Here is a 20,211-nt window from a genome sequence, read left to right as displayed (position 1 = left end):
GGGCAGTGGACTTCACCTTCACCGAAGAACAGCAGGCGGCCGTCGAGGCGGCCAAGGCCGTGTTCGGCCCGGTAGCGCCCGACAGCGTGCCGAGCCCGGCCCTCACCCAGGGCGCGGTCGCAGACGACTTCGACCGCGCCCTGTGGTCGAAACTCGCCGACGCCGACCTGCTCAGCCTCCTGCTCGCCCCCGAACACGGCGGCGCGGGCCTGGACGCCATCGCGCTCTGCCTGGTCCTACGGGAATCCGCCAAGGCACTCGCCCGAGTCCCGCTCCTGGAGCACACCGCGGCCGCCGTCGCCGTACAGACCCACGGCAGCGACGAGTTGAAGAAGCAGATCCTCCCCCGGGCCGCCCGCGGCGAACTCGTCCTCACCGCCGCCTCCGCGGGGCGCACCGGCCACGACCCGGCCCAACTCTCCGTCAGCGCGCGCCGCGACACGGACACCGACACCTGGATCCTCGACGGCATCCAAACCGGCGTGGTTTGGGCGCACAACGCCGACCACATCGCCGTACCCGCCCACACCCCACAGGGCCGCACCGTCATCGCCGTACTGCCCCATCCGCACGAAGGACTCACCCTCGCCGAACAGATCTCCACGACCGGCGAACGCCTCGGCGAACTCCACCTCGACTCCGTGCGCCTCGAACCCCACCAGATCATCGAGACCGACGAGGCCTGGGACCGGCTCCACCAGCTCCTCACCGCCGGAACCTGCGCCCTGGCACTGGGCCTCGGCGAACGCGTCCTGCAGCTGACCGGCGACTACACCAGTAAGCGCGAGCAGTTCGGCTACCCGGTGGCCACATTCCAAGCGGTCGCGGTCCAGGCCGCGGACCGTTACATCGACCTGCGCGCCATGGAGGCCACCCTCTGGCAGGCCGCCTGGCGCATCAGCACGCAGGCAGCCGGAGCACTCCCCACGGCAGGCGACATCGCGGTCGCCAAGATCTGGGCCTCGGAAGGCGTACGACGCGTCGTCCAGACCGCACAGCATCTGCACGGAGGATTCGGCGCCGACACCGACTACCCGCTGCACCGCTACCACGCCTGGGCCAAACAGCTCGAACTGTCCCTCGGCCCGGCAGCCGCACACGAGGAGACACTCGGCGACCTGCTGGCGGCCCATCCCCTCGGCTGACCCAGGGGTCAGAGAACGAAGCCCGACTGCCCCTTGTCGTCCACGACGGGACGCCCGGCGGCGGCCCACACCTGCATGCCACCGTCTACGTTCACCGCGTCGATGCCCTGCTGCACGAGGTACATCGTCACCTGCGCGGAACGGCTGCCGGACCGGCAGATCACGTTGACCCGACCGTCCTGGGGAGCCGCCTCGGTCAGCTCGCCGAAACGCGCCACGAACTCACTGATCGGAATGTGCAACGCACCCTCGGCGTGACCCGCCTGCCACTCATCGTCCTCACGGACATCGAGGAGAAAGTCCCCGTCCACGAGCTCGCCGACCTCAACCGTGGGCACACCAGATCCGAAATGCATACCCCCGACGCTACCCGACCCCGCCCAGGGGCCTGACCCGCCAGGCACTGGGGCGGGTCAGCGGCTCGGGCGACCGTCAGAAACGCGGAGTGGGAACGACGACGCTCAGGCTGGGGGCAAACACCCAGCTACCGGCTGGGCCGGCCGACCCAGCTGCCCAGCCGCCCAGCCGCCCAGCTGCCCAGCTGCCCAGCTGCCCAGCTGCCCAGCCGCCGCAGCGTGCTCGCTCAGCCGCTCACTGCCAGAAGCCTGCTCGCCCAACCACCGGCAACCTGCTCGCTCAACCACTCAACCGCCAGCGGCGTGCTCGCCAGCCCGCTCAGCTATCGGCAGCCTGCTCGCGCATCAGCCGCTCCAGCTCAGCCTCGCGCTCGGCGACCTGCGCGAGCAGCTGCTCCGCGATCTCCTCGAGCAGCCGGTCGGGGTCGTCCGGCGCCATCCGCAGCATCGCGCCGATCGCGCTCTCCTCCAGCTCCTGAGCAACCGCCGTCAGCAGCTCCTTGCGCTGCGCCAGCCACTCGAGCCGCTCGTACAGCTCCTCGCTCGGGCTGGGCTTGCGCGCCTCGGGCACAGGCCCCGCGGCCCACTCGTCGGACAGCTCCCGCAGCAAGGCCTCGTCGCCGCGGCCGTATGCCGCGTTGACCCGCACGATGAACTCGTCGCGCCGCGCCCGGTCCTTCTCGTCCTGCGCCAGATCCGGGTGCGCCTTGCGGACGAGTTCCCGGTAGAGCTTGCGCGCCTCGTCGCTCGGCCGCACACGCTGCGGCGGCCGCACGGGCTGATCGGTGAGCATGGCGGAGGCCTCCGGCGAGAGACCGTCCCCGTCCATCCACTGGTCGAACAGTTCCTCGACCGCGGGCATGGGCATCACACGCGCCCTGGCCTCGTCCGCCTTACGCCGGTCCTCCGGATCCCCGCTCCGCGCGGCGACCGCCTCGGCGATCTGCGCCTCGAGCTCGTCCAGGCGCGTATACATGGGGCCGAGTTTCTGGTGGTGCAGCCGAGAGAAGTTCTCCACCTCGACCCGGAACGTCTCCACCGCGATCTCGTACTCGATCAGAGCCTGCTCGGCGGCGAGGACAGCCCGCTCAAGCCGCTCCTCGGGCCGCCCCTCAGCAGCAGGCTGCCCCTGCGGCTCAGCGGCAGGGGCCTCGGACGGGGTCGACTCGGCTTCCGGGGTCGTCACCCGTCCAGCCTAGGGCACGGTCCGGGCTGCATTGCTCGACGCCTGATTTCAAAGGTTCTGGGGGGGGCTCCCCCTCCCCCCCGCCCCCTCCCACCCCACCCCAGATCAACTCAATTCAGCCCACCCCAAAACCGGCCCCAGCCCGAGCCGCCCCCCTCACCCCCTTGAATCAGACCCAAGCCGACTCACCCCACCCCAACCCAACCGGCCCACACGTCCAACCCTTGCCCCTGCCCCTGCCCCTGCCCCTGCCCCTGCCCCTGCCCCGAAGGCCAGCCCCCTTCACCGCCCCACCTCAAACCCCCGTCTCAGCCCCCACCCTCCCCGCCCGAACAGCCCTGACCAGGGCTGCGTGGTCCTGTTCTGTGCGGTCCGCGTAGGTGACCGCGAACTGGGCGATGGCCTCGTCCAGTTCCTCGTTCTTGCCGCAGTAGCCGGCGATCAGTCGAGGGTCGGCGCTGTGTGCATGTGCGCGGGCGAGGAGCGCGCCCGTCATGCGGCCGTAGTCGTCCATCTGATCGGCAGCGAGAGCCGCAGGGTCGACGCTTCCCTTGCGGTTTCTGAACTGCCTTACCTGGAAGGGCCGTCCGGCCACGGTCGTCCAGCCGAGCAGGATGTCGCTGACGACCTGCATCCGCTTCTGTCCGAGGACCACGCGCCGCCCCTCATGGGCGGCCGCGGGCGTATCGAATCCGACTGCGGGCAGGTGCGGCAGCAGCGCGGAGGGGCGGGCTTCCTTCACCTGGAGCACGAGCGCCTCTCCCCGGTGGTCGAGGAGCAGCACGACGTACGACCTCGTGCCCACGCTTCCGGTGCCGACGACGCGGAAGGCGACGTCCTGGATCGCGTAGCGGCCGAGCAGGGGCAGGCGGTCTTCGGAGAGTGTCTGCAGGTAGTCGCCTAGGGAGGCAGCGACCTCGGACGCCTCCGCGTCGGGTACACGGCGCAGTACGGGTGGTGCGTCGACGAAGCGGCGGGTGCCGTCCTCGGCAAGTTCGGTGGACTTGGCGGCGAATCTTCCGCTGGTGTTGTTGCGCGCCTTCTCGGAGACGCGTTCCAGCGTGCCGACGAGGTCGTGGGCGTCGGTGTGGGAGACGAGTTCCTCGTCGGCGATGGCGTTCCACGCGTCGAGGGCGGGCAGTCGGGCCAGCAGGCGCATGGTGCGGCGGTACGCGCCCACCGCGTAGTGCGCGGCTTCCCGGCAGGTGTCCTCGTCGGCTCCGGCTACGCGGCCCGCGAGGACAAGCGAGGTGGCGAGTCGCTTCACGTCCCATTCCCAGGGGCCGTGCACCGTTTCGTCGAAGTCGTTGAGGTCGATGACGAGGCCGCCGCGGGCGTCGGCGTAAAGGCCGAAGTTCGCCGCGTGGGCGTCTCCGCAGATCTGGGCGCCGATGCCGGTTATGGGCGTCTGTGCGAGGTCGTGGGCCATGAGGCCGGCAGATCCGCGCAGGAACGCGAATGGGGTCGCCGCCATCCTGCCGACGCGTATGGGCGTGAGCTCTTCGATCCGGCCGAGGTTGGACTCCTCGACCGCCCTGACGGCGTCGGGGCGAGCGGGGTGCAGGGTGAGGGCCGCTTGCGCGGAGCGTGGTACGCGGTCGCGCAGGGCCTTGCCCTCCTGCTTGGGTGATCCGGAGGAGGGGCGCGCCGCGAACCCCTCGATGGCCGGCAGCCGTCGAGCCGCCGGTTCCTCACGCTGTGCCGGCACCGCAGTGTCGAGCTCGGTCACGCGGACCGCCTCCCCCGTCTCTGAACATCAACTGGCAACGACCGTACCGCCGTCGGCCGAAACCCGTCAGAGCCTGTGGATAACCCCGCGATTGTGGAAAACGAGCGCGGAACCGGAGCACGGAACCCGAGCACGGAGCCCGAGCACGGAACCGGCACACAGCCCTCCCTCGCCCAGCCGCTCTACCCCTCAGGCAGATACGCCTCGGCCCACAGCCCGAGTTCCTTCAGCGCAGGTTCGAGGGCGGCGCCCGCTTCGGTCAGGCGGTACGCGACGCGGAGCGGGGGTCCTTCGTCGACCTCGCGTACGACGAGGCCGGCGGCGCCAAGTTCGGTGAGGCGGTCCGAGAGCATGCGCTCGCTGATGCCGGGGATGGCCCGGCGCAGGTCGGCGAAGTGAACGGGGTGCTGGAGGAGAACGGAGACCACGAGTCCCGTCCACCGTTTGCCGAGCAGGCCGAAGACGCGGGTGATGCCGCCGTCGACCCGCTTGCACGCGTCGGGGTTGTGGACCCCCGCCTCGCGTACGGAGCCGCTCTCGTGTTCCCCGTTGCCCGCCATGCCTTCAGAGTACTGCCCCCTCGTAGGGGACTAAATAAAAGTAAGTTACTGTTCATACGGTAGCTACGAACGGAACTACACCTACCGAGCCACCTACCTACTTCCCGACCACCCCGCACCTTTGGAGCCCCCCATGCCCACCCTTCTTCACATCGACTCGTCCGTCTGGCCCGGCTCCGCCTCCGCTTCCCGCACCGTCGCCGATACGTTCCGCAAGACCTGGGAGGAGCAGCACCCCGACGGCACCGTGATCTACCGCGATCTGGCCGTGAACCCGGTTCCGCACCTGGACACGGTCGGCGCCTCCGCCGGTTTCGCCGATCCCGCCACCCACAGCCCGGAGCAGGCCGCGGCCTTTGCCGAGCGCCGGAAGCTCATCGAGGAGCTGGAGCAGGCGGACGCGGTGCTGATCGGCGCCCCTATGTACAACTTCTCGATCCCGTCGACCCTGAAGGCATGGCTGGACCAGGTGATCCTCATGGGGCGCACCGCCGGCGAGACGCCGTCAGCGAAGGGGAAGCCGGTCACGGTCGTCGCCAGCCGTGGCGGCTCCTACGCGCCGGGCACCCCGCGCGAGCCCTTCGAGTACGTGCAGAACTATCTGCGTGACCTTCTCGGCACGATGCTCGGCCTGGACGTGGCCTTCATCGTTCCCGAACTGACCCTGGCGCACACGACTCCGGCGATGAGCGAGCTCATCCCGCTCGCCGAGGCGTCCCGCGCCAAGGCCCTGGAGGACGCTGACGCCCGAGCCAAGGAGCTCGCCGCGCGCTTCTCGGCCGACGCCGCCTGACGCTCCGCACCGCCACCGAGGCACCAAGGGTCCCCCGCCCCCTACGACCCGTCCCGTAGGACTCCCGTACGGGACGTCCCCTACGTCGCCGGGGACCCTTCAACAATCAGTGTGATTGTCCTCACCACAGGACCGCTCACATCCGGAAAACGCAGAAGCCCCGCAGATCTGAGATCTGCGGGGCTTCTGAACTTGTGGGGAACCGACGATATGCGCTGGCCGGTGCCTACCCGCAGCCTCCGAAGATCGTTTCCCGGGATGCGCTTGATCGTTTCCCGCCGCCCAGGTGGGCCGGGGTGTCGGGTCACATCGCAAGCGCGCCGACATGTAGCTCTTCAGTCACTGCGCAGGGGCGACGGGGCTCTGCCCATGCCTCGGATACGGAACCACCGGCTGACGATCCCGCGGCCCCAGGCGGAGACGATCCGCACGATGGACGGGGAGTGGAGGTGCCAGTCAGTCGCTACGCAGGCCGCGTCGTGCAGGACACCTCCGCCAGGCAAGCGATACCCGGCTGGGGTATCGTCGCTAGACGAGGCTGAACGAAAAGGAAAGGGTATGGCCGTGGACAGCGCGCAGGCAGGCAGGCGGGGCATCGCCCGGCTGCTGGCGGTGTGCGCGGTGCTGTTCGGGCTGTTCCTCATGCACGGCGCCCCGGCCGCGGCCGGGGAGGGCTGTCATAGCGCCATGACCGCGGCCTCGCCGATGACCGGCGGCCACGACACGGCTGCGCTGCCGACCCATGCGCGGACCGCTCACGATCCTGGCCCCGCCGACCGGGCCGCCGACGCCTCCGGGATTCCCGGAGTGCTGTGCGTGTCGACCCCCGCCCAAGAGCGGACCCCCCTGCCTGGGCCCGGTCTGCTCGGCATCGCAGGCGCCGCCGTATTCGTCCCAGGGACGCTGACCCAACTGCGGGCAGCGACCAGGGGGAGGGGGCGGCGGGGGCCAGCGGCCGACGGACGAGATCTCCTGCTTCAGGTGTGCATCGCGCGGACGTGACAGGCGCACCCCGGACCCCGGCCACAGGCCGGAAACCGGCACCGTGTCCTGCTCGTTTCCGCGCGCCACCGGTGTGGTGCGCCCACCCGGAAAGATCCCACTTCGATGGTCACCTCTTCCCGTTTCACCACGCGCCGCCGCAGCCTCGCCGCGGCCGGCGCCGCAGCCGCACTCGCGCTGACGCTGGCCGCGTGCGGCTCCTCCAGCGACTCTTCGTCCATGCCCGGCATGGACCACGGCAGCAAGTCCTCTGCGTCCTCTTCACCCAGCGCGTCGCAAGCCATGGGTGACATGCCGGGCATGGACCACATGGCTTCCAGCAACGGCCTGTCCGACACCCAGGACGGCTACCGCCTCACCTCCAAGAACGCGCCCCTGCCATCCGGCGAACAGGCTGCCTACCGGTTTACGATCACGGGCCCGGACGGCAAGCCGGTCACCGGCTTCGCCCTCGACCAGACCAAACGGATGCACTTCTACGCCATCCGCTCCGACCTCACCGGCTTCCAGCACATCCACCCCACCATGGCAGCCGACGGCACCTGGACCGCTGGTCTGGCCGCCCTCGCACCGGGCTCCTGGCGCCTGTTCGCCTCCTTCACCCCCGATGCCGGGCCTGGCAAGGGCAAGGACTTCGTGCTTTCGCGCACCGTCACCGTGCCCGGCAGCGCCACGAAGACCCCACTGCCCGCTCCCGCGACCAGCGCGCAGGTCGACGGGTACACCGTCACCGTCAAGGGCGAGCCCATGGCCGGCATGGCGCACCCGCTGACCGTCTCCATCGCCAAGGACGGCAAGCCGGTCACCGACCTGCAGCCCTACCTGGACACCTACGCTCACCTGACCGCCTTCCATGAAGGCGACGCCGCGTTCGCTCACCTGCACCCCACCACCAAGGTGACCGGCGACCACGGCGGCCCCGACCTCGCCTTCCACGCCGAACTGCCCACCTCCGGCAACTGGCGGCTGTTTCTGCAGTTTCAGACCGGCGGCAAGCTCCACACCGCCGCCCTGACCCTGCACGTCGGCTGAACCCAAGCGGGGCGCCGCCCTTGCGGCGGCGCCCCGTGACCGGACCGACAGGCCGCTCCTCAACCAGCGCGAGGGCGTGTCCGTCGGCCGTACGCCGCGCCTTCGAGGGAAGGCTTCACGAATGCACGCCGTACTGCACGCACTGTCGATCACCGGGTCCATGACCTGGGAGATCACCTGGGCCCTGATCCTGGGCTTTACGCTGTCGGCCGTCGTCCAGGCCGTGATCCGCAAGTCCACTGTCGTCTCCCTGCTCGGCGACGACCGGCCCCGCACTCTGGCCGTCGCGGCGGGCCTGGGCGTGGCGTCTTCGTCCTGCTCCTATGCGGCGGTGGCGCTGGCCCGCTCACTGTTCCGCAAGGGCGCGGACTTCACCGCAGCTATGGCCTTCGAGATCGCCTCCACCAACCTCGTCGTCGAGCTCGGCGTCATCCTGGCCCTGCTGATGGGCTGGCAGTTCACCGCCGCCGAATTCGTCGGCGGCCCCATCATGATCACCGTGCTGGCTATCCTGTTCCGGATCTTCCTGCGCGACAAACTCCTGCGCGCCGCCCGCGAGCAGGCTGAACGCGGGCTGGCCGGGTCGATGGAGGGCCACGCCGCGATGGACATGTCCGTAGCAGGCAAGGGTTCCTTCGCCCGGCGCCTGTTCTCCCGCGAGGGTTTCACCTCGACCTCGCACGTGTTCGTCATGGAGTGGGCGGCGATCCTGCGCGACCTGGTCGTCGGTCTGCTCATCGCCGGCGCCATCGCCGCCTGGGCTCCCGATTCCTTCTGGCGCACCTTCTTCTTCGACGGCCACCCTCTCGCCGCCAAGCTGTGGGGCCCGATCGTCGGCCCGCTGGTGGCGATCGCCTCGTTCGTGTGCTCCATCGGCAACGTGCCGCTAGCGGTGGTGCTGTGGAAGGGCGGCATCAGCTTCGGCGGCGTGGTGGCGTTCGTCTTCGCCGACCTGCTGATCCTGCCGATCCTCAACATCTACCGGAAGTACTACGGCGCCAAGACGGCCGCCTTCCTGCTCGGCACGTTCTATCTCGCGATGGTCGTCGCCGGGTACATCGTCGAATTCGCCTTCGGGGGGCTTGGCCTGATCCCCGACCAGACCGATGCGAAGATCCCTATGGGGGGCGTGAGCTGGAACTACACCACCTGGCTCAACATCGCCTTCCTGATCCTGGCCGCGGTGCTCCTGGTGCGCTTCTGGCGCACCGGCGGGCTGTCCATGCTCCGCATGATGGGCGGCTCGCCCGACACCGGCCACGACCACGCCGACCACATGCAGCACGGACACCACACAGAGGACACCCACGGCGGACACCACTGAGGGCGGCGCTCCACCTGCGGGTGGAGGGCCCATTCCGCCCCCGGGCCGATCCGCCAGACACCACGGACATGCTGGAGTATTTCTGTGACTGCTACCTTGCCGCGCGTCCTGCCCAGCCCGGCCGACAAACCCATCCCGACGCCCGGCACGGCAGACGCCTTCCGGGCCTTCGCCCAGGATCTGGCCGCCGGCCGCCGGCCCTGGACAGCCGAGACAGCGCAGTTCATCGCCGACCAGTTCGACCAGCTGGCCTCCGACTGGGACACCGCCCGCGCCACCGGTCGCGACGATCCCGTGCGCGACGCGCTTGCCCGCGGCGGACCGCTGCACAAGGGCCGATGTCTCGAACTCGGCTCGGGCACCGGCCTGTTCACCTCTGTGCTGGGCGCAGCATTTTCGCAGGTGATCAGCGTGGACCTGTCGATGGCCATGCTGCAGCAGGCCCAGGGCCGCTCACCGCTACGGGTCCAGGCCGACGCGAGCGCCCTGCCGCTGCCCGACGCCTCCGTCACCGTGATCGCCGCGATCGACATGCTGCTCTTCCCCGCCGAAATCGCCCGCGTCTTGACCTCAGACGGCATCCTGCTGTGGATCAACCAGCTCGGCTCCGACGGACCGCTGTACCTTCCCGCCGCCGCCGTCACCGCAGCCCTACCCGGCACCTGGCATGCGACCGAGTCAGAGGCCGGCTGGGGCAGCTGGGCGGTCCTGCGCCGACAGTCAGACACCTCGACGTGATTGGTCGATCACGGCCTGTATCAGCCATGTGAGCAGGACCGCCGGAAACCAGCACGGCGTCGCAGACAACGGGGCGAGGGCGACTCAGTCTTGTGGAGCGGTCCCGCTCACCCGGTGGTCCGCGTGGCTGAGCGTCTCCATGACCAGGCGTCGCAGGTGCCCGTCGCGGAGGCGGTAGTTGGCGTCGATCGCCTCCCTCCCGGCCCAGGCGGACAGGGCAGGGAGGGGCCATCTACCGCGCACCGCCCTTCAGGTGCGCGGCACGCAGCTGCCCGGACCGCGAGGTCCCGGCGCGGGTCGCCCTACGGGTGCCTTGCGGTGCTGCTGCGAGAGCTTTGCCGCCTGGTCGTCGGCTAGGGCGCGTACGGCGGCTTGTGCGCGGTCGCGCGTGATCGGACGTGGTCAGGCCCATCGACGCTCCCAGCAGTCAGTCCACCTTGATGCAACCGCGGTTGCATGGCGCTTGGGGTGCATCAAGCGGACATGGGCGGGGACGGAAGGGTGGGAAAGGTGACCCATACGACGGCGCCTCCGTCGGGGTGGTTGAAGGCCCCGTATTCGCCGTCGGCGGCTCGCGCGATGGCGGCGGTGATGGCCAGTCCGAGGCCGGTGCCGCTGGTGGCGCGGGAGCGGTCGGCCTGGGTGAAGCGGTCGATTACCGACTGCCCTTCGTCGTATCCCCGCGCGGGAGTCGGCCGATGAGGGACGAAAGTCGGAGGGTCGGCAGGTGCGCGACGTGACGCAGATAGCGCGCTGCCGCACGACGACTCGTCTCTCCGGGCCGCATGGGAACTGTCGGTACCGTCCAGCTAATTCCGTGGTCAGTCACATGCGGGATCAGCAAGAGGCGCCGCTTCGGCGAATCGATGACGACGGGGCTCACCACGTCGCAGCCGTCCGGACCAGTGCCTTTCATGCTCCAACGTTTCCGTGATGCTATTCGAATCACACCATGAATGGTTCTTCCGAGTGACGGCAAGAACGCCCCTGGCGACTGTCGCGCTCGGCCTGCTCGCCTACGACATCGCGGGTGCCGACGCCGGTTCGGTGCTGGGTACCGCGCTCGCCATCAAGATGGTGGCTTACGTGGCGATCGCCCCGGCGATCGGTGCCGTCGCCGACCGGCTGCCGAGTCGGGCCCTCATGGTGGGCGCCGATCTGACGCGCGCGGGCGTGGCCCTGTTCCTGCCGTTCGTCGACCAGGTGTGGCAGGTATACGTCCTGGTCTTCCTGCTCCAGTCGACCTCGGCGGCGTTCACCCCCACCTTCCAGGCCGTCATCCCCGACGTACTGCCCAAGGAGCGGGACTACACGCAGGCGCTGTCCCTGTCGCGGCTCGCCTATGACCTGGAGAGCCTGTTCAGTCCGGCGCTCCCGGCCGCCCTGCTGTCGGTGATCACGTACAACTGGCTGTTCACGGGAACGATGGTCGGCTTCCTGGCTTCGGGCGCTCTGGTGGTCTCCGCCGCGCTGCCCAAGCCGGCGGCGAGCAGCGCGCCACGCAACGGCAGCGTGTATGCGAGGGCCACGGCGGGCAGTCGCCTCTTCTTCGAAGTTCCACAACTACGTGCGCTGCTCGCCCTGAACCTCGCGGTCGCCGCCGCCAGCGCCATGGTCACCGTGAACTCCATCGTCTACGTACGGGACTTCCTCGGCCTCACGGCCGGTGCCGTGCCGCTGGCTCTCGGTGCGTACGGCGCCGGGTCGATGGCCGTGGCGCTCGTGCTGCCGCGTGTCCTGGACAAGGTCGCCGACCGAACGGTGATGCTGCGTGGCGCTCTGCTCCTGGAGCTCGTGTTCGCCGCTCTCGGCGCCATCACCGCCGCGCCGGCCGCGAGTTGGCGCTGGCCCGCGCTGCTGGGGGCGTGGGCGGCCTTCGGCGCAGCGTGCTCGATGGTTCTCACGCCCACCGGCCGCCTGCTCCGGCGCTCGGCTCCGCCCCGGGAGCGTACGGCCGCGTTCGCGGCGCAGTTCTCCCTCTCGCACAGCTGCTGGCTGCTGACCTACCCGCTCGCCGGATGGCTGGGGGCTGCGGCCGGGCTGCAGTGGGCGGTGGTCGCGCTCGGCACGGTCGCCCTGGTGTCGTCGCTCCTGGCGGTTCGGCTGTGGCCCGCCGGGACAGCCATCGGCCAGGACGTGGCCGAAATCAAGGCCGAGGACGGAGGGGACGGAGGGGCGCACGAGCATGCCGGGCTGCCGGCCGGCCATCCCCATCTGCTCGGCGCCCGTCGGGTCCCGGTCGGCTGGCGGCACAGCCACCGGCCGGTGGCGGACCGCTTGCACCCGCACCTGTAGCGGCCGGTAGACCCGCGCACCCGCCGGGGCGGCCATGGCCGGTAGACCCGCGCACCCGCCGGGGCGGCCATGGCCGGTGGGCGCGTGTCGGGGGCCGGGCCGACGGTTTCCCGATCCGGCCCCCCACTCCGTCACACCGGCGCCGATACCGCCCGGTCCCGGTCCGGCGCGAGGTAACCGGCCCGGTGCAGGCCGCTCACCGCGGCCGCGCACGCGAGGCCCGTCGCCGCCAGCGCGGCCCACGGCAGCCAGCGCACCCCGGTATCGAAGAGCGCCCCCACCGCCAGGTTCCCGAGGGAGATCGCGACGCCGGAGGCGGTGTTGTAGGCGCCGTAGTACGTCGCGACGAGCCGGTCGCCCGACAGCCGGACGACGATGTCCATCTCGAAGGGGTACAGGAGCGCGCCGCCCCAGGCCAGCAGGGCCGCGCACGCGGTGAGCGAGAGAATGCCCACCGCTGTCCCGAGTGCGCCTCCGTACGGCCCCGGAAGCAGCGGTAGAAACGCTGCCCCCATCAGCGCGAGCCCGTACGCGATGGCACGTGCCCCCGGCAGGGTCCGCTTCGCCCACGCCGTCAGTTTCAGCTGCCCAGACAGCGCGGCCAGCGCCGACACCGCGAAGATGGCCCCGGTCACCAGCCCGGTCCGCTCTCCGAAGAGTTCACGCGCCCGCAGCGGAAGCGCGAGATAGACCTGGAACGCCAGGACGTACGAGCCGGTCATCGCGGCGGCGAAGAGCAGGAAGGGGCGGTTGGCGGCGATGGTGCGCCAGTCGGCGGCGACGACCCGCCAGGCCGGTTCTGCGCTCCGGTCGGCCGGCGGCCGCGCGGGAAGCGCGCGCCACTGGAGCAGGGCGAGCGCGCCGAAGACGAGTGCCGCGCTCGCGCACACCGCGCGGAAGTCCCAAGCGAGGAGGGCGAGGCCGGCGAGCGGGCCGATGAGGATGCCCGCCTGGTAGAAGACGTTGAAAGTGGCGAACGCCTCCACTCGGCGCTCTTCACCCGCCTCCGCTGCCAGATAGGCGCGCACGGCGGGATTGAAGAGGGCTCCGGCCAGGCCCGTGGCCGCCGAGGCGGCGATCAGTGCGGGCAGCGAGTCCACGAGGCCGAGCAGGGCGAATGCGACGGTCCGAAGGGCACAGCCGGCCAGGATCATGGGCTTGCAGCCGTAGCGGTCGGCAAGGGTGCCGCCGATGAGGAACATGCCCTGCTGCGAGAGGTTGCGGACGCCGAGGACCAGGCCGACGGTCCACGCGGCGAGGCCGAGGCCGTGGGCGAGATGGTCGGCGAGGTAGGGCATCAGCATGTAGAAGCCCAGGTTGATGGCGAACTGGTTGGCCATCAACAGGCGTACGGGGCGGTCGAAGGAGGCGACTTGCGCCTTGAGGGCCCTCATCGGTTGGCCTCTGCTGCGGCCTCCGGGGTGCGGTCGAGGGGGTCCCGGACCTGGCTGCACCGGGTCCAGGAGGTCAACTCGCACTCGTCCGGCTCGGCGATCTCGTCGGGTTCCTTCGGCGGACGGTGGCCGAGCAGGCCGTGGGCCTGGCACCAGGCGTCGCTGTAGACGGTCTCCAGATATCGGTGCGGCCCGTCCGGGAAGATCGCGGCGACCCGGGTGCCGGGCGGATACGCCTGTGCCGCCCAGCCCGCGACCATGGCTACAGCGCCCACGCTCCAGCCGCCCGACGCGTAGTGGCGGCGCGCCAACTGGCGGCAGGACCACACCGCTTCGGCCGGGGCCACCCAGTGGACCTCGTCGAAGGCCGCATAGTCGACGTTGGAGGGGTGGATGCTGGAGCCGAGGCCGCGCATGAGGCGGGGGCCTGCGGGTTGACCGAAGATCGCAGAGCCGACCGCGTCGACGCCGACGAGCGCCATGCCGGGGAAGGTCTCGCGCAGCACCCGCGCGGTGCCGGCGGAGTGGCCGCCGGTGCCGACCGCTGCCACCAGAACGTCGATACGGCCGAGTTGGGCGATCAGTTCGGTGGCGAGGGGGCGGTAGGCGGCCACGTTGTCGGGGTTGTGGTACTGGTCGGGGCAGTATGCGCCGGGCGTGCGGTCGAGGAGTTCGGCGACCTTGTCGCGGCGGGCTTGTTGCCAGCCGCCCTCGGGGTGCGGGTCGGTGACCTGCTCGACATGGGCGCCGTAGGCGGTGAGCAGGCGGACCATGGCCGGTTCCATACCGGGGTCGGAAACGACGGTCACCGGGTGGCCGTAGGTCAGACCGGCGAGCGCGAGGCCGAGGCCGAGCGTGCCGCTGGAGGACTCGACGACGGGGGCGCCGGGCGCGAGGTCCCCGCGCCTTCGGGCCTCGGAGACCATGTGCAGGCCCGGGCGGTCCTTGATGCCACCGGGGTTCGCGCCCTCCAGCTTGGCGTGGAAGCCGAGGCCGGCCGGGGCGAAGGGCTCGTCGATCCACAGCACGGGCGTGTTGCCGACGAGCTGGGCCGGACGAAGGGCGGTTGCGGGGGCCGGGGCGAGGGCCCCGACGGCGTGCGGACCCAGGTCCGGCGGGACCGAGGTGAGCAGGGAGAGATCCATGAGCGGGTACGGCTCCTTCACGCCCCGTCTCTGCTGAGGGGGCGATTGCTGTGGTCAGTGGCGCGCTGGCACGCTCGTCCGCGCCACGGCACGCCAGGGGCGTGACGTGGCTCAGGAGGAAGGCGTGCGGGAGCTGCGGCTACTGACGCCAGACGCAGTGCAGCGCGAGAGAGTCCCGGCCACCCGTGACCTGACGGCGGCTCGACGACTCGCGCTCGGTGGCACCAACGGCCAAGGGTCGGAACACAGCCGTGGCCGGGAGCGGCGCAAGCTCCTCGTGGCCCGGTGCGACCGTGGCGTCACCGGCACTGGCCCTGGGCCGGTCGACCCCGTGATCGAGGTGACCGTCCGCCGAGTGGTCATGGCCGGGACGCGGCACGACGGTCTTGTCCACCCCATGGGCCCCGAGGTGGGAACAGCCGACGACGACGTGTGCGACGTGCGGACCGGCGAAGGAGGCCGCGTGCACCGTGCCGGCCAAGTGCGCCGCGAGCAGCACCACCAGGCCGACCAGCAGGGCCGTGCGGCCCCGCCGCCGCCCCGGTACCGCAGAGCCGATACGCAGTCCGATCACCTGCACACCGTATTGCACTGATCACGATGCGTCACATACGCCACTCAGGGGCGGCGGACGCGTGCCCTCCGCCCCTGAGCCGCCACGGCCGGTCAGTACCCGGAGCGCGCCGCGAGCGAGGCGGCGAGCCGGGGTGCCGCGAACTCCGTTCCACAGGTGAACCGCAGCAAAGGCCCGAAAGTCCCTGCCGCCTGAATGCCCGTGAAGTACAAGCCGGGAACAGACGACCGCAGGCCCGCATCGAGACGCGGAAATCCTCCGGTGCGGGCAAGGCGAGCCCGCAGGTCGGGGGCCAGGAAGTCCACCGCGTCCAGGCGCACCCGGTATCCGGTGGCCGCCAGGACGTGACCGGTCTCCACGGTGCGACTGCGCCCCTGTGCATCGCGTGTGGTCAGGACGACGCCGTCGCCCTCGCGCCGGGCTTCGGCGATGCGCTGCCCCAGATGCGTGGGCACGACCCCTTCCAGCCGCGGCTTCAGCCACCACGACCCGAACGGACCCAGCACCTTGCGCACCAGGCGCAGGCGCGCAGCCTCCGGCAGCAGACGGAAGGCCGCCGCGTGATGCACGACCCCGTACAGCCCCCAGGACCGGCCGAGCGGCGTGTCCGGCTGCCAGTGCGGACCAGGAGTCGGTCCGGCGCCGAACACCAACTTCTCCGCACGGACGAAAAGTTGGACCTTGGCCCCGGCTTCGCGCAGCAGTGCCGCGCTCTCCTGCGCCGACTGCCCCGCGCCCACCACGACCACGTCGCGCCCGGCGAAGGCGTTCAGGTGAGCGTGTTGAGAGCTGTGCGAGGCAAGGCCGTCGGCCACAAGCAAGGCCAGCGGCTGAGGCACGTGCGCGAAGCCGTCCATTCCGCTGGCCACCACCACGGACGACGCCCGCACCTCCTCCCCCGAAGCGAGCTTGACGCGGAATCCGTCGGCCTGCCGGGCCACCCCGAGCACCCGGACATCTTCCACCTCGGGCACCACCTGCTCGGCGAACCAGCGCCCGTAGCGCACGAACAGTTCGACGGGCACCTGGTCGTGCCCGCTCAGCCGTGACTCGCCCGCCTGCCGGCAATAGCCGTCGAGCGTGAACCCGGGCTCCGGCGCGGACAACACCGACGCGCTCGGCGGCGACTTCAGGAGCATGCCCGCGGGCATGTTCTCGGTCCAGAACGCCATGGGCGAGCCGAAGACCCTGACACTCAGGCCGCGCCCCTTGAGATGCGCGGCGGTGGACAGGCCGTACGGGCCAGCCTCGATGACGACGACGGGTGCGGCGGCGCGCGATGCATGCGGCGCGATGGCGCCACGAGGCTTACGCATGACGCCAGTTGTACGCATGGTGCGAGACAAGAGACTTCCCCCCTGACGCGACCCGTCCGGAGGGCCGCGTACCGGCATGGACATGGTGGTCACACACGCGAACGCCGCTGTCGGCCGGGCAGCCGACGACGGCACCGCGCATGCGCGCGGAGCGGAAGTCAGCCGTCAGACAGCAGGCGGCGGGGAAGCGGGCGGGCCTCGCCTGACCACTGTGTCAGCGAGGAGGGTGCGGGAAGGCGCCGCACGACCCGGCCCGGAGCGGGAGGTCCAGGCGCTGCCGGCGACGGCCAGATCCAGCGGCGTGCAGACGGGCGCGAACAGCTTGCGCACCAGCGCACGGAACGCTTCCCATTCCCGCCCCGCCACATACAGCACCCGGCGACGGCAGGTGTCGATTCCGTGCAGGAGCACGGCACCGAGGACCGTCAGCACGACATGGCCGGCCACCACCGGCCACCCGGCATGGACGGACGACGGCCACACTTCGTGCGCAGGAACGGACACGGCACCGTCGGCGCGCACGAACCAGTACCCCACGACCGCCTGACACCCGAAGGCGAGCAGCAACTGTCGCGCCAGGGACTTGTCCTGGCCCGATCCGGGCAACGCAACGGCGAAGAGCAAGAACGCCGCGATGAGCCGCACGCTCCACGAAGGGCTCGAGTCGAACGCGAGGTGGTGGACCGTGAAGGTCACGGAGGTCCCCAGGGCGGAGAACAGACCCGCCCGGACAGCGGCGACCGGCACCACACGCGGCACGCCGCCGCGACGGCACAGACAGGACACACGCACCGAACCCCCCATGACTCACTCATGATGGGGCGCAAGCCGCGCCGTGTCACTGCCCGGACGCAGACCATCGCTCAAGAAGAAGTACCTGTTCGGCTATGACGCGACGCTCGTCGTCACCCCGGACGCCCGCCATGACCAAGTTCTCCTCAACGACAGCACCCCCAGCCCTGACGTCCTCCCGGCGCTCGTCCTGGGCGTCTCCCTCGACAAGCCCGGCCACCGGCCCGCCCACAATGGGCTCAAGGCACTCACCCGCCTGAGCAAGCGGGGCTACCGCCCGGGATTCCTGGCAGGGGACCGTGCCTACAACAACTCCGAGCCCGGCGAGTGGCAGCTGCCCATCCGCGCCCTCGGCTACAAGCCGGTCTACGACTACCGCGCCGACCAGCTCGGCAAGCAGGCCGAGACTCAGGGCGCGATCTTGGTGGAGGGGACCTGGTACTGCCCCTCCATGCCGCAGCCGCTCATCGATGCGACCCGCGACCTGTACGCGGACCGTATCGACCGCGAGACCTGGATCCGGCTCATCGAGGCCCGCAGAGCTCACCGCCTGGTGCCCAAGGAGCACGAGGACAGCGAGGGCCATCAGCGTGTGATGTGTCCCGCAGAGGCCGGTAAGGTCCAGTGCCCCATCAAGAGCCGGTCCATGGGCAGAGGCGTCCAGCTGCCGCTCATCGACCCGGAGCCGAACTCTGCGGGCCCGCTCAAGGTCTGCCGCCAGCGCAGCATCACCCTGGCTCCCGCCGAAGGATCCAAGCACTGGCAGGCCCTCGAGTACGGGGGCGAGCAATGGCAGAAGGTCTACTTCCGGCTGCGCAACAGCGTCGAGGGGTACAACGGTTACGCAAAAAGTCCCCTCGCCGAAGCCATCGAAGCCGCCGGCGGCCGGCGGATCCGCGGCATCGCGGCTCAGACCGTGCTTCTCGTCTTCCAACTGGCTCATGCCAACCAACGGAAGATCAAAAACTGGGTCGACACCCTGGCGCTGAGCGGACAGCGCCCGCGCAGGCGCACCCACCACCGCCGGACGACCAAACCGCTCGGAGCCTGGACCCCGACCGGCCACCTATCACCGACAACGTAGGCATCCAGCGCTCATCCGAAGGACCCGCCGGACAACAACAGAGCCCTCGCCCCGACCGACCGGTCACAGGCGAGGGCTCTTGTGTGTTCAATGCCACTCTTGCGAGCTGTTCGCTGACTACTGAGCCGTAGCAAGCGGCCCGATCAACGAGAAACGGACCCCCACCAGGACTTTCGTCACTGGTGAAGACCCGTTTCGTCGGTTCTTCCTTGTGCGCGAGGGGGGAGTTGAACCCCCACGCCCTTTCGGGCACTGGAACCTGAATCCAGCGCGTCTGCCTATTCCGCCACCCGCGCATTGGGTGTGCCTTCCGGTCCCTCGCCCTTTGGGGGTGAGCGCCTTCCGACATGCAGAAGATTAGCACGCTGCCGAGGGTGGATTCACATCCGTTTCCACGGGCACCTGCTGGGCAGGCCCACCCCTGCTGACCTCGCATCCGATGCAAACAGTCAGCAGCCCGCGGCAGTCCGACAGCAGTCCGCTGACAGTCCGCCAGTGGTCCGACAGCACTCCACCAGCGGTCCGAAGCCCCCGTAGAGATCCACTCCACCCCAGAGCCCCTCCCCGAAGCCCCGCCCCAAGCCCCGCCGCCGACGCAGCGAAAGGCGCACATCCACACTCCCGCCGCCCCGGACTCGGGCGCCCCCTCCGTCTCACCTTCCCCGTCCCCTCCCGGCTCCGCCGCCGCGTGCGGGACACTGTCCAGGGACCCCCTCTACGATCCAGCTGTGAGGGTCGACACTCATCGACCGGGCTGACAGGGGGAACCAGCCGATTTCCCGGCGCGTGGATACGATCAGTAAGCAGTACCAGGACGAAAACGAAGGAGGAGGTGCCCCATGGGAGTCCTGAAGAAGTTCGAGCAGCGTCTCGAGGGTCTGGTCAACGGCACCTTCGCCAAGGTGTTCAAGTCCGAGGTCCAGCCCGTCGAGATCGCCGGCGCCCTCCAGCGCGAGTGCGACAACAACGCGACGATCTGGAACCGTGAGCGGACCGTCGTCCCCAACGACTTCATCGTGGAGCTGAGCGCGCCGGACTTCGAGCGCCTCAGCCCCTACTCGGGGCAGCTCGGCGACGAGCTGTCCGGCATGGTGCGCGACTACGCGAAGCAGCAGCGCTACACCTTCATGGGACCGATCAAGGTCCACCTGGAGAAAGCGGACGACCTGGACACGGGTCTGTACCGGGTACGCAGCCGCACGCTCGCGTCGAGCACCAACCAGCAGCAGTCCCAGCCCTCCCAGCAGCCGCCGCAGCCCGGCCGGGGTCCCGCTTCGGCGCCCCCGGCGGCGGGCGGGGGCTACGGCTATCCGCCGGCGGCGAACGCTGCCGCGGGGTACGGCCAGCCGCCGGCCAGTGCGCCGCCGATGCCCGCCGGGCCGCCTCCGGGCCGCCCTGCGCAGGCCCCGGCGGGAGCCCGGCCGCGTAACCAGGCAGGACCGCTGCCCGGCGCACAGGTGCGTCACTGGATCGAGATCAATGGCACACGCCATCAGATCTCGCGCCCCACGCTGGTCCTCGGCCGCAGCACCGAAGCCGATGTGCGGATCGACGACCCCGGCGTCTCTCGCCGGCACTGTGAGATTCGGACCGGAACGCCCTCGACGATCCAGGATCTCGGGTCCACCAACGGCATCGTGGTGGACGGGCAGCACACCACCCGCGCTACGCTCCGCGACGGCTCGCGGATCGTCGTGGGCAGTACCACCATCATTTACCGGCAAGCCGAAGGGTGAAGCGGGGGCA

The 20,211-nt window shown here is 70.3% G+C and carries 19 protein-coding genes, 1 tRNA gene and 1 pseudogene; 9 read left to right on the top strand and 12 right to left on the bottom strand.

Annotated elements, in window-relative coordinates:
* Positions 1-5 precede the first annotated feature (5 nt).
* On the top strand, positions 6-1,145 hold the full coding sequence (locus tag ACY0PA_RS22225; RefSeq protein WP_473079477.1) for an acyl-CoA dehydrogenase family protein: 1,140 nt from the start codon (positions 6-8) through the stop codon (positions 1,143-1,145).
* 8 nt (positions 1,146-1,153) lie between these two features.
* Here the strand turns inward: ACY0PA_RS22225 and ACY0PA_RS22220 are convergent, their stop codons facing one another.
* From ACY0PA_RS22220 to ACY0PA_RS22205, 4 genes are all read right to left on the bottom strand, one after another.
* Positions 1,154-1,483 carry a rhodanese-like domain-containing protein gene (locus ACY0PA_RS22220; RefSeq protein WP_100596514.1) on the bottom strand — a complete coding sequence of 110 codons (330 nt, stop codon included), beginning with the start codon at positions 1,481-1,483 and terminating at the stop codon, positions 1,154-1,156.
* Positions 1,484-1,820: 337 nt separating this feature from the next.
* Complete coding sequence (locus tag ACY0PA_RS22215) at positions 1,821-2,687, bottom strand: J domain-containing protein (RefSeq protein WP_473079476.1); 867 nt, start codon at positions 2,685-2,687, stop codon at positions 1,821-1,823.
* A 295-nt stretch (positions 2,688-2,982) separates the two neighbouring features.
* Entirely contained in the window at positions 2,983-4,416 is a 1,434-nt protein-coding gene (locus ACY0PA_RS22210; RefSeq protein ID WP_473079475.1) for a DUF2252 domain-containing protein, read from the bottom strand.
* A 182-nt stretch (positions 4,417-4,598) separates the two neighbouring features.
* Complete coding sequence (locus tag ACY0PA_RS22205) at positions 4,599-4,976, bottom strand: winged helix-turn-helix transcriptional regulator (protein ID WP_473079474.1); 378 nt, start codon at positions 4,974-4,976, stop codon at positions 4,599-4,601.
* 133 nt (positions 4,977-5,109) lie between these two features.
* On the opposite strand from ACY0PA_RS22205, the gene ACY0PA_RS22200 reads away from it, so the two are divergent.
* The 5 genes from ACY0PA_RS22200 (at position 5,110) to ACY0PA_RS22180 (ending at position 9,865) form a co-directional block, all read left to right on the top strand.
* Positions 5,110-5,769 carry an FMN-dependent NADH-azoreductase gene (locus tag ACY0PA_RS22200; protein ID WP_473079473.1) on the top strand — a complete coding sequence of 220 codons (660 nt, stop codon included), beginning with the start codon at positions 5,110-5,112 and terminating at the stop codon, positions 5,767-5,769.
* Between the two features lie 558 nt (positions 5,770-6,327).
* A complete protein-coding gene (locus ACY0PA_RS22195) occupies positions 6,328-6,771 on the top strand; it encodes a hypothetical protein (protein ID WP_473079472.1) in 444 nt (147 codons plus the stop codon).
* 105 nt (positions 6,772-6,876) lie between these two features.
* Complete coding sequence (locus ACY0PA_RS22190) at positions 6,877-7,803, top strand: hypothetical protein (protein ID WP_473079471.1); 927 nt, start codon at positions 6,877-6,879, stop codon at positions 7,801-7,803.
* 121 nt (positions 7,804-7,924) lie between these two features.
* Positions 7,925-9,127 carry a permease gene (locus ACY0PA_RS22185; RefSeq protein ID WP_473079470.1) on the top strand — a complete coding sequence of 401 codons (1,203 nt, stop codon included), beginning with the start codon at positions 7,925-7,927 and terminating at the stop codon, positions 9,125-9,127.
* 84 nt (positions 9,128-9,211) lie between these two features.
* A complete protein-coding gene (locus tag ACY0PA_RS22180; RefSeq protein WP_473079469.1) occupies positions 9,212-9,865 on the top strand; it encodes a class I SAM-dependent methyltransferase in 654 nt (217 codons plus the stop codon).
* A gap of 84 nt (positions 9,866-9,949) precedes the next feature.
* On the opposite strand, the pseudogene ACY0PA_RS22175 reads toward ACY0PA_RS22180, so the two are convergent.
* Positions 9,950-10,042 (bottom strand): annotated as a pseudogene (locus ACY0PA_RS22175) (transcriptional regulator); the annotation flags it as partial.
* 296 nt (positions 10,043-10,338) lie between these two features.
* Entirely contained in the window at positions 10,339-10,521 is a 183-nt protein-coding gene (locus ACY0PA_RS22170) for an ATP-binding protein (protein ID WP_473086395.1), read from the bottom strand.
* 313 nt (positions 10,522-10,834) lie between these two features.
* Here ACY0PA_RS22170 and ACY0PA_RS22165 point away from each other — a divergent pair, with 313 nt between their 5' ends.
* Positions 10,835-12,160 carry an MFS transporter gene (locus tag ACY0PA_RS22165; RefSeq protein ID WP_473079468.1) on the top strand — a complete coding sequence of 442 codons (1,326 nt, stop codon included), beginning with the start codon at positions 10,835-10,837 and terminating at the stop codon, positions 12,158-12,160.
* A 131-nt stretch (positions 12,161-12,291) separates the two neighbouring features.
* Here the strand turns inward: ACY0PA_RS22165 and ACY0PA_RS22160 are convergent, their stop codons facing one another.
* The 5 genes from ACY0PA_RS22160 to ACY0PA_RS22140 all read right to left on the bottom strand — a co-directional run bounded on the left by ACY0PA_RS22160 (position 12,292) and on the right by ACY0PA_RS22140 (position 17,393).
* Positions 12,292-13,554: an MDR family MFS transporter gene (locus ACY0PA_RS22160; protein ID WP_473079467.1), complete on the bottom strand. Its 1,263-nt coding sequence runs from the start codon at positions 13,552-13,554 to the stop codon at positions 12,292-12,294.
* Positions 13,551-14,699: a PLP-dependent cysteine synthase family protein gene (locus ACY0PA_RS22155; protein ID WP_473079466.1), complete on the bottom strand. Its 1,149-nt coding sequence runs from the start codon at positions 14,697-14,699 to the stop codon at positions 13,551-13,553. The genes ACY0PA_RS22160 and ACY0PA_RS22155 overlap by 4 nt, the downstream gene beginning before the upstream one ends.
* A gap of 139 nt (positions 14,700-14,838) precedes the next feature.
* Entirely contained in the window at positions 14,839-15,273 is a 435-nt protein-coding gene (locus tag ACY0PA_RS22150) for a hypothetical protein (protein WP_473079465.1), read from the bottom strand.
* 92 nt (positions 15,274-15,365) lie between these two features.
* Positions 15,366-16,589: an NAD(P)-binding domain-containing protein gene (locus ACY0PA_RS22145; protein WP_473079464.1), complete on the bottom strand. Its 1,224-nt coding sequence runs from the start codon at positions 16,587-16,589 to the stop codon at positions 15,366-15,368.
* A gap of 165 nt (positions 16,590-16,754) precedes the next feature.
* Entirely contained in the window at positions 16,755-17,393 is a 639-nt protein-coding gene (locus ACY0PA_RS22140) for a hypothetical protein (protein ID WP_473079463.1), read from the bottom strand.
* Positions 17,394-17,424: 31 nt separating this feature from the next.
* Here ACY0PA_RS22140 and ACY0PA_RS22135 point away from each other — a divergent pair, with 31 nt between their 5' ends.
* On the top strand, positions 17,425-18,465 hold the full coding sequence (locus ACY0PA_RS22135) for a hypothetical protein (protein ID WP_473079462.1): 1,041 nt from the start codon (positions 17,425-17,427) through the stop codon (positions 18,463-18,465).
* A gap of 212 nt (positions 18,466-18,677) precedes the next feature.
* On the opposite strand, the gene ACY0PA_RS22130 is transcribed toward ACY0PA_RS22135, so the two are convergent.
* Positions 18,678-18,761, bottom strand: a tRNA-Leu gene (locus ACY0PA_RS22130).
* A 543-nt stretch (positions 18,762-19,304) separates the two neighbouring features.
* Here ACY0PA_RS22130 and ACY0PA_RS22125 point away from each other — a divergent pair.
* Positions 19,305-20,201 (top strand): FhaA domain-containing protein, encoded by an 897-nt coding sequence (locus ACY0PA_RS22125; protein ID WP_473079461.1) that lies wholly within the window; start codon positions 19,305-19,307, stop codon positions 20,199-20,201.
* The last annotated feature ends 10 nt before the right edge of the window (positions 20,202-20,211 follow it).

Source organism: Streptomyces sp. DS1-CR2 (assembly GCF_055760475.1).
The sequence above is the reverse complement of the archived record's forward strand: the minus strand, read 5'-3'. Positions and strand labels throughout refer to the sequence as shown.

What these genes read in the sequence shown, in the direction of transcription:
- ACY0PA_RS22205 (WP_473079474.1), bottom strand. Translation starts at nt 4,976, where the DNA reads ATGGCGGGCAACGGGGAACACGAGAGCGGCTCCGTACGCGAGGCGGGG.
- ACY0PA_RS22200 (WP_473079473.1), top strand. Translation starts at nt 5,110, where the DNA reads ATGCCCACCCTTCTTCACATCGACTCGTCCGTCTGGCCCGGCTCCGCC.
- ACY0PA_RS22195 (WP_473079472.1), top strand. Translation starts at nt 6,328, where the DNA reads ATGGCCGTGGACAGCGCGCAGGCAGGCAGGCGGGGCATCGCCCGGCTG.
- ACY0PA_RS22190 (WP_473079471.1), top strand. Translation starts at nt 6,877, where the DNA reads ATGGTCACCTCTTCCCGTTTCACCACGCGCCGCCGCAGCCTCGCCGCG.
- ACY0PA_RS22185 (WP_473079470.1), top strand. Translation starts at nt 7,925, where the DNA reads ATGCACGCCGTACTGCACGCACTGTCGATCACCGGGTCCATGACCTGG.
- ACY0PA_RS22160 (WP_473079467.1), bottom strand. Translation starts at nt 13,554, where the DNA reads ATGAGGGCCCTCAAGGCGCAAGTCGCCTCCTTCGACCGCCCCGTACGC.
- ACY0PA_RS22155 (WP_473079466.1), bottom strand. Translation starts at nt 14,699, where the DNA reads ATGGATCTCTCCCTGCTCACCTCGGTCCCGCCGGACCTGGGTCCGCAC.
- ACY0PA_RS22145 (WP_473079464.1), bottom strand. Translation starts at nt 16,589, where the DNA reads ATGCGTAAGCCTCGTGGCGCCATCGCGCCGCATGCATCGCGCGCCGCC.
- ACY0PA_RS22140 (WP_473079463.1), bottom strand. Translation starts at nt 17,393, where the DNA reads ATGGGGGGTTCGGTGCGTGTGTCCTGTCTGTGCCGTCGCGGCGGCGTG.
- ACY0PA_RS22125 (WP_473079461.1), top strand. Translation starts at nt 19,305, where the DNA reads ATGGGAGTCCTGAAGAAGTTCGAGCAGCGTCTCGAGGGTCTGGTCAAC.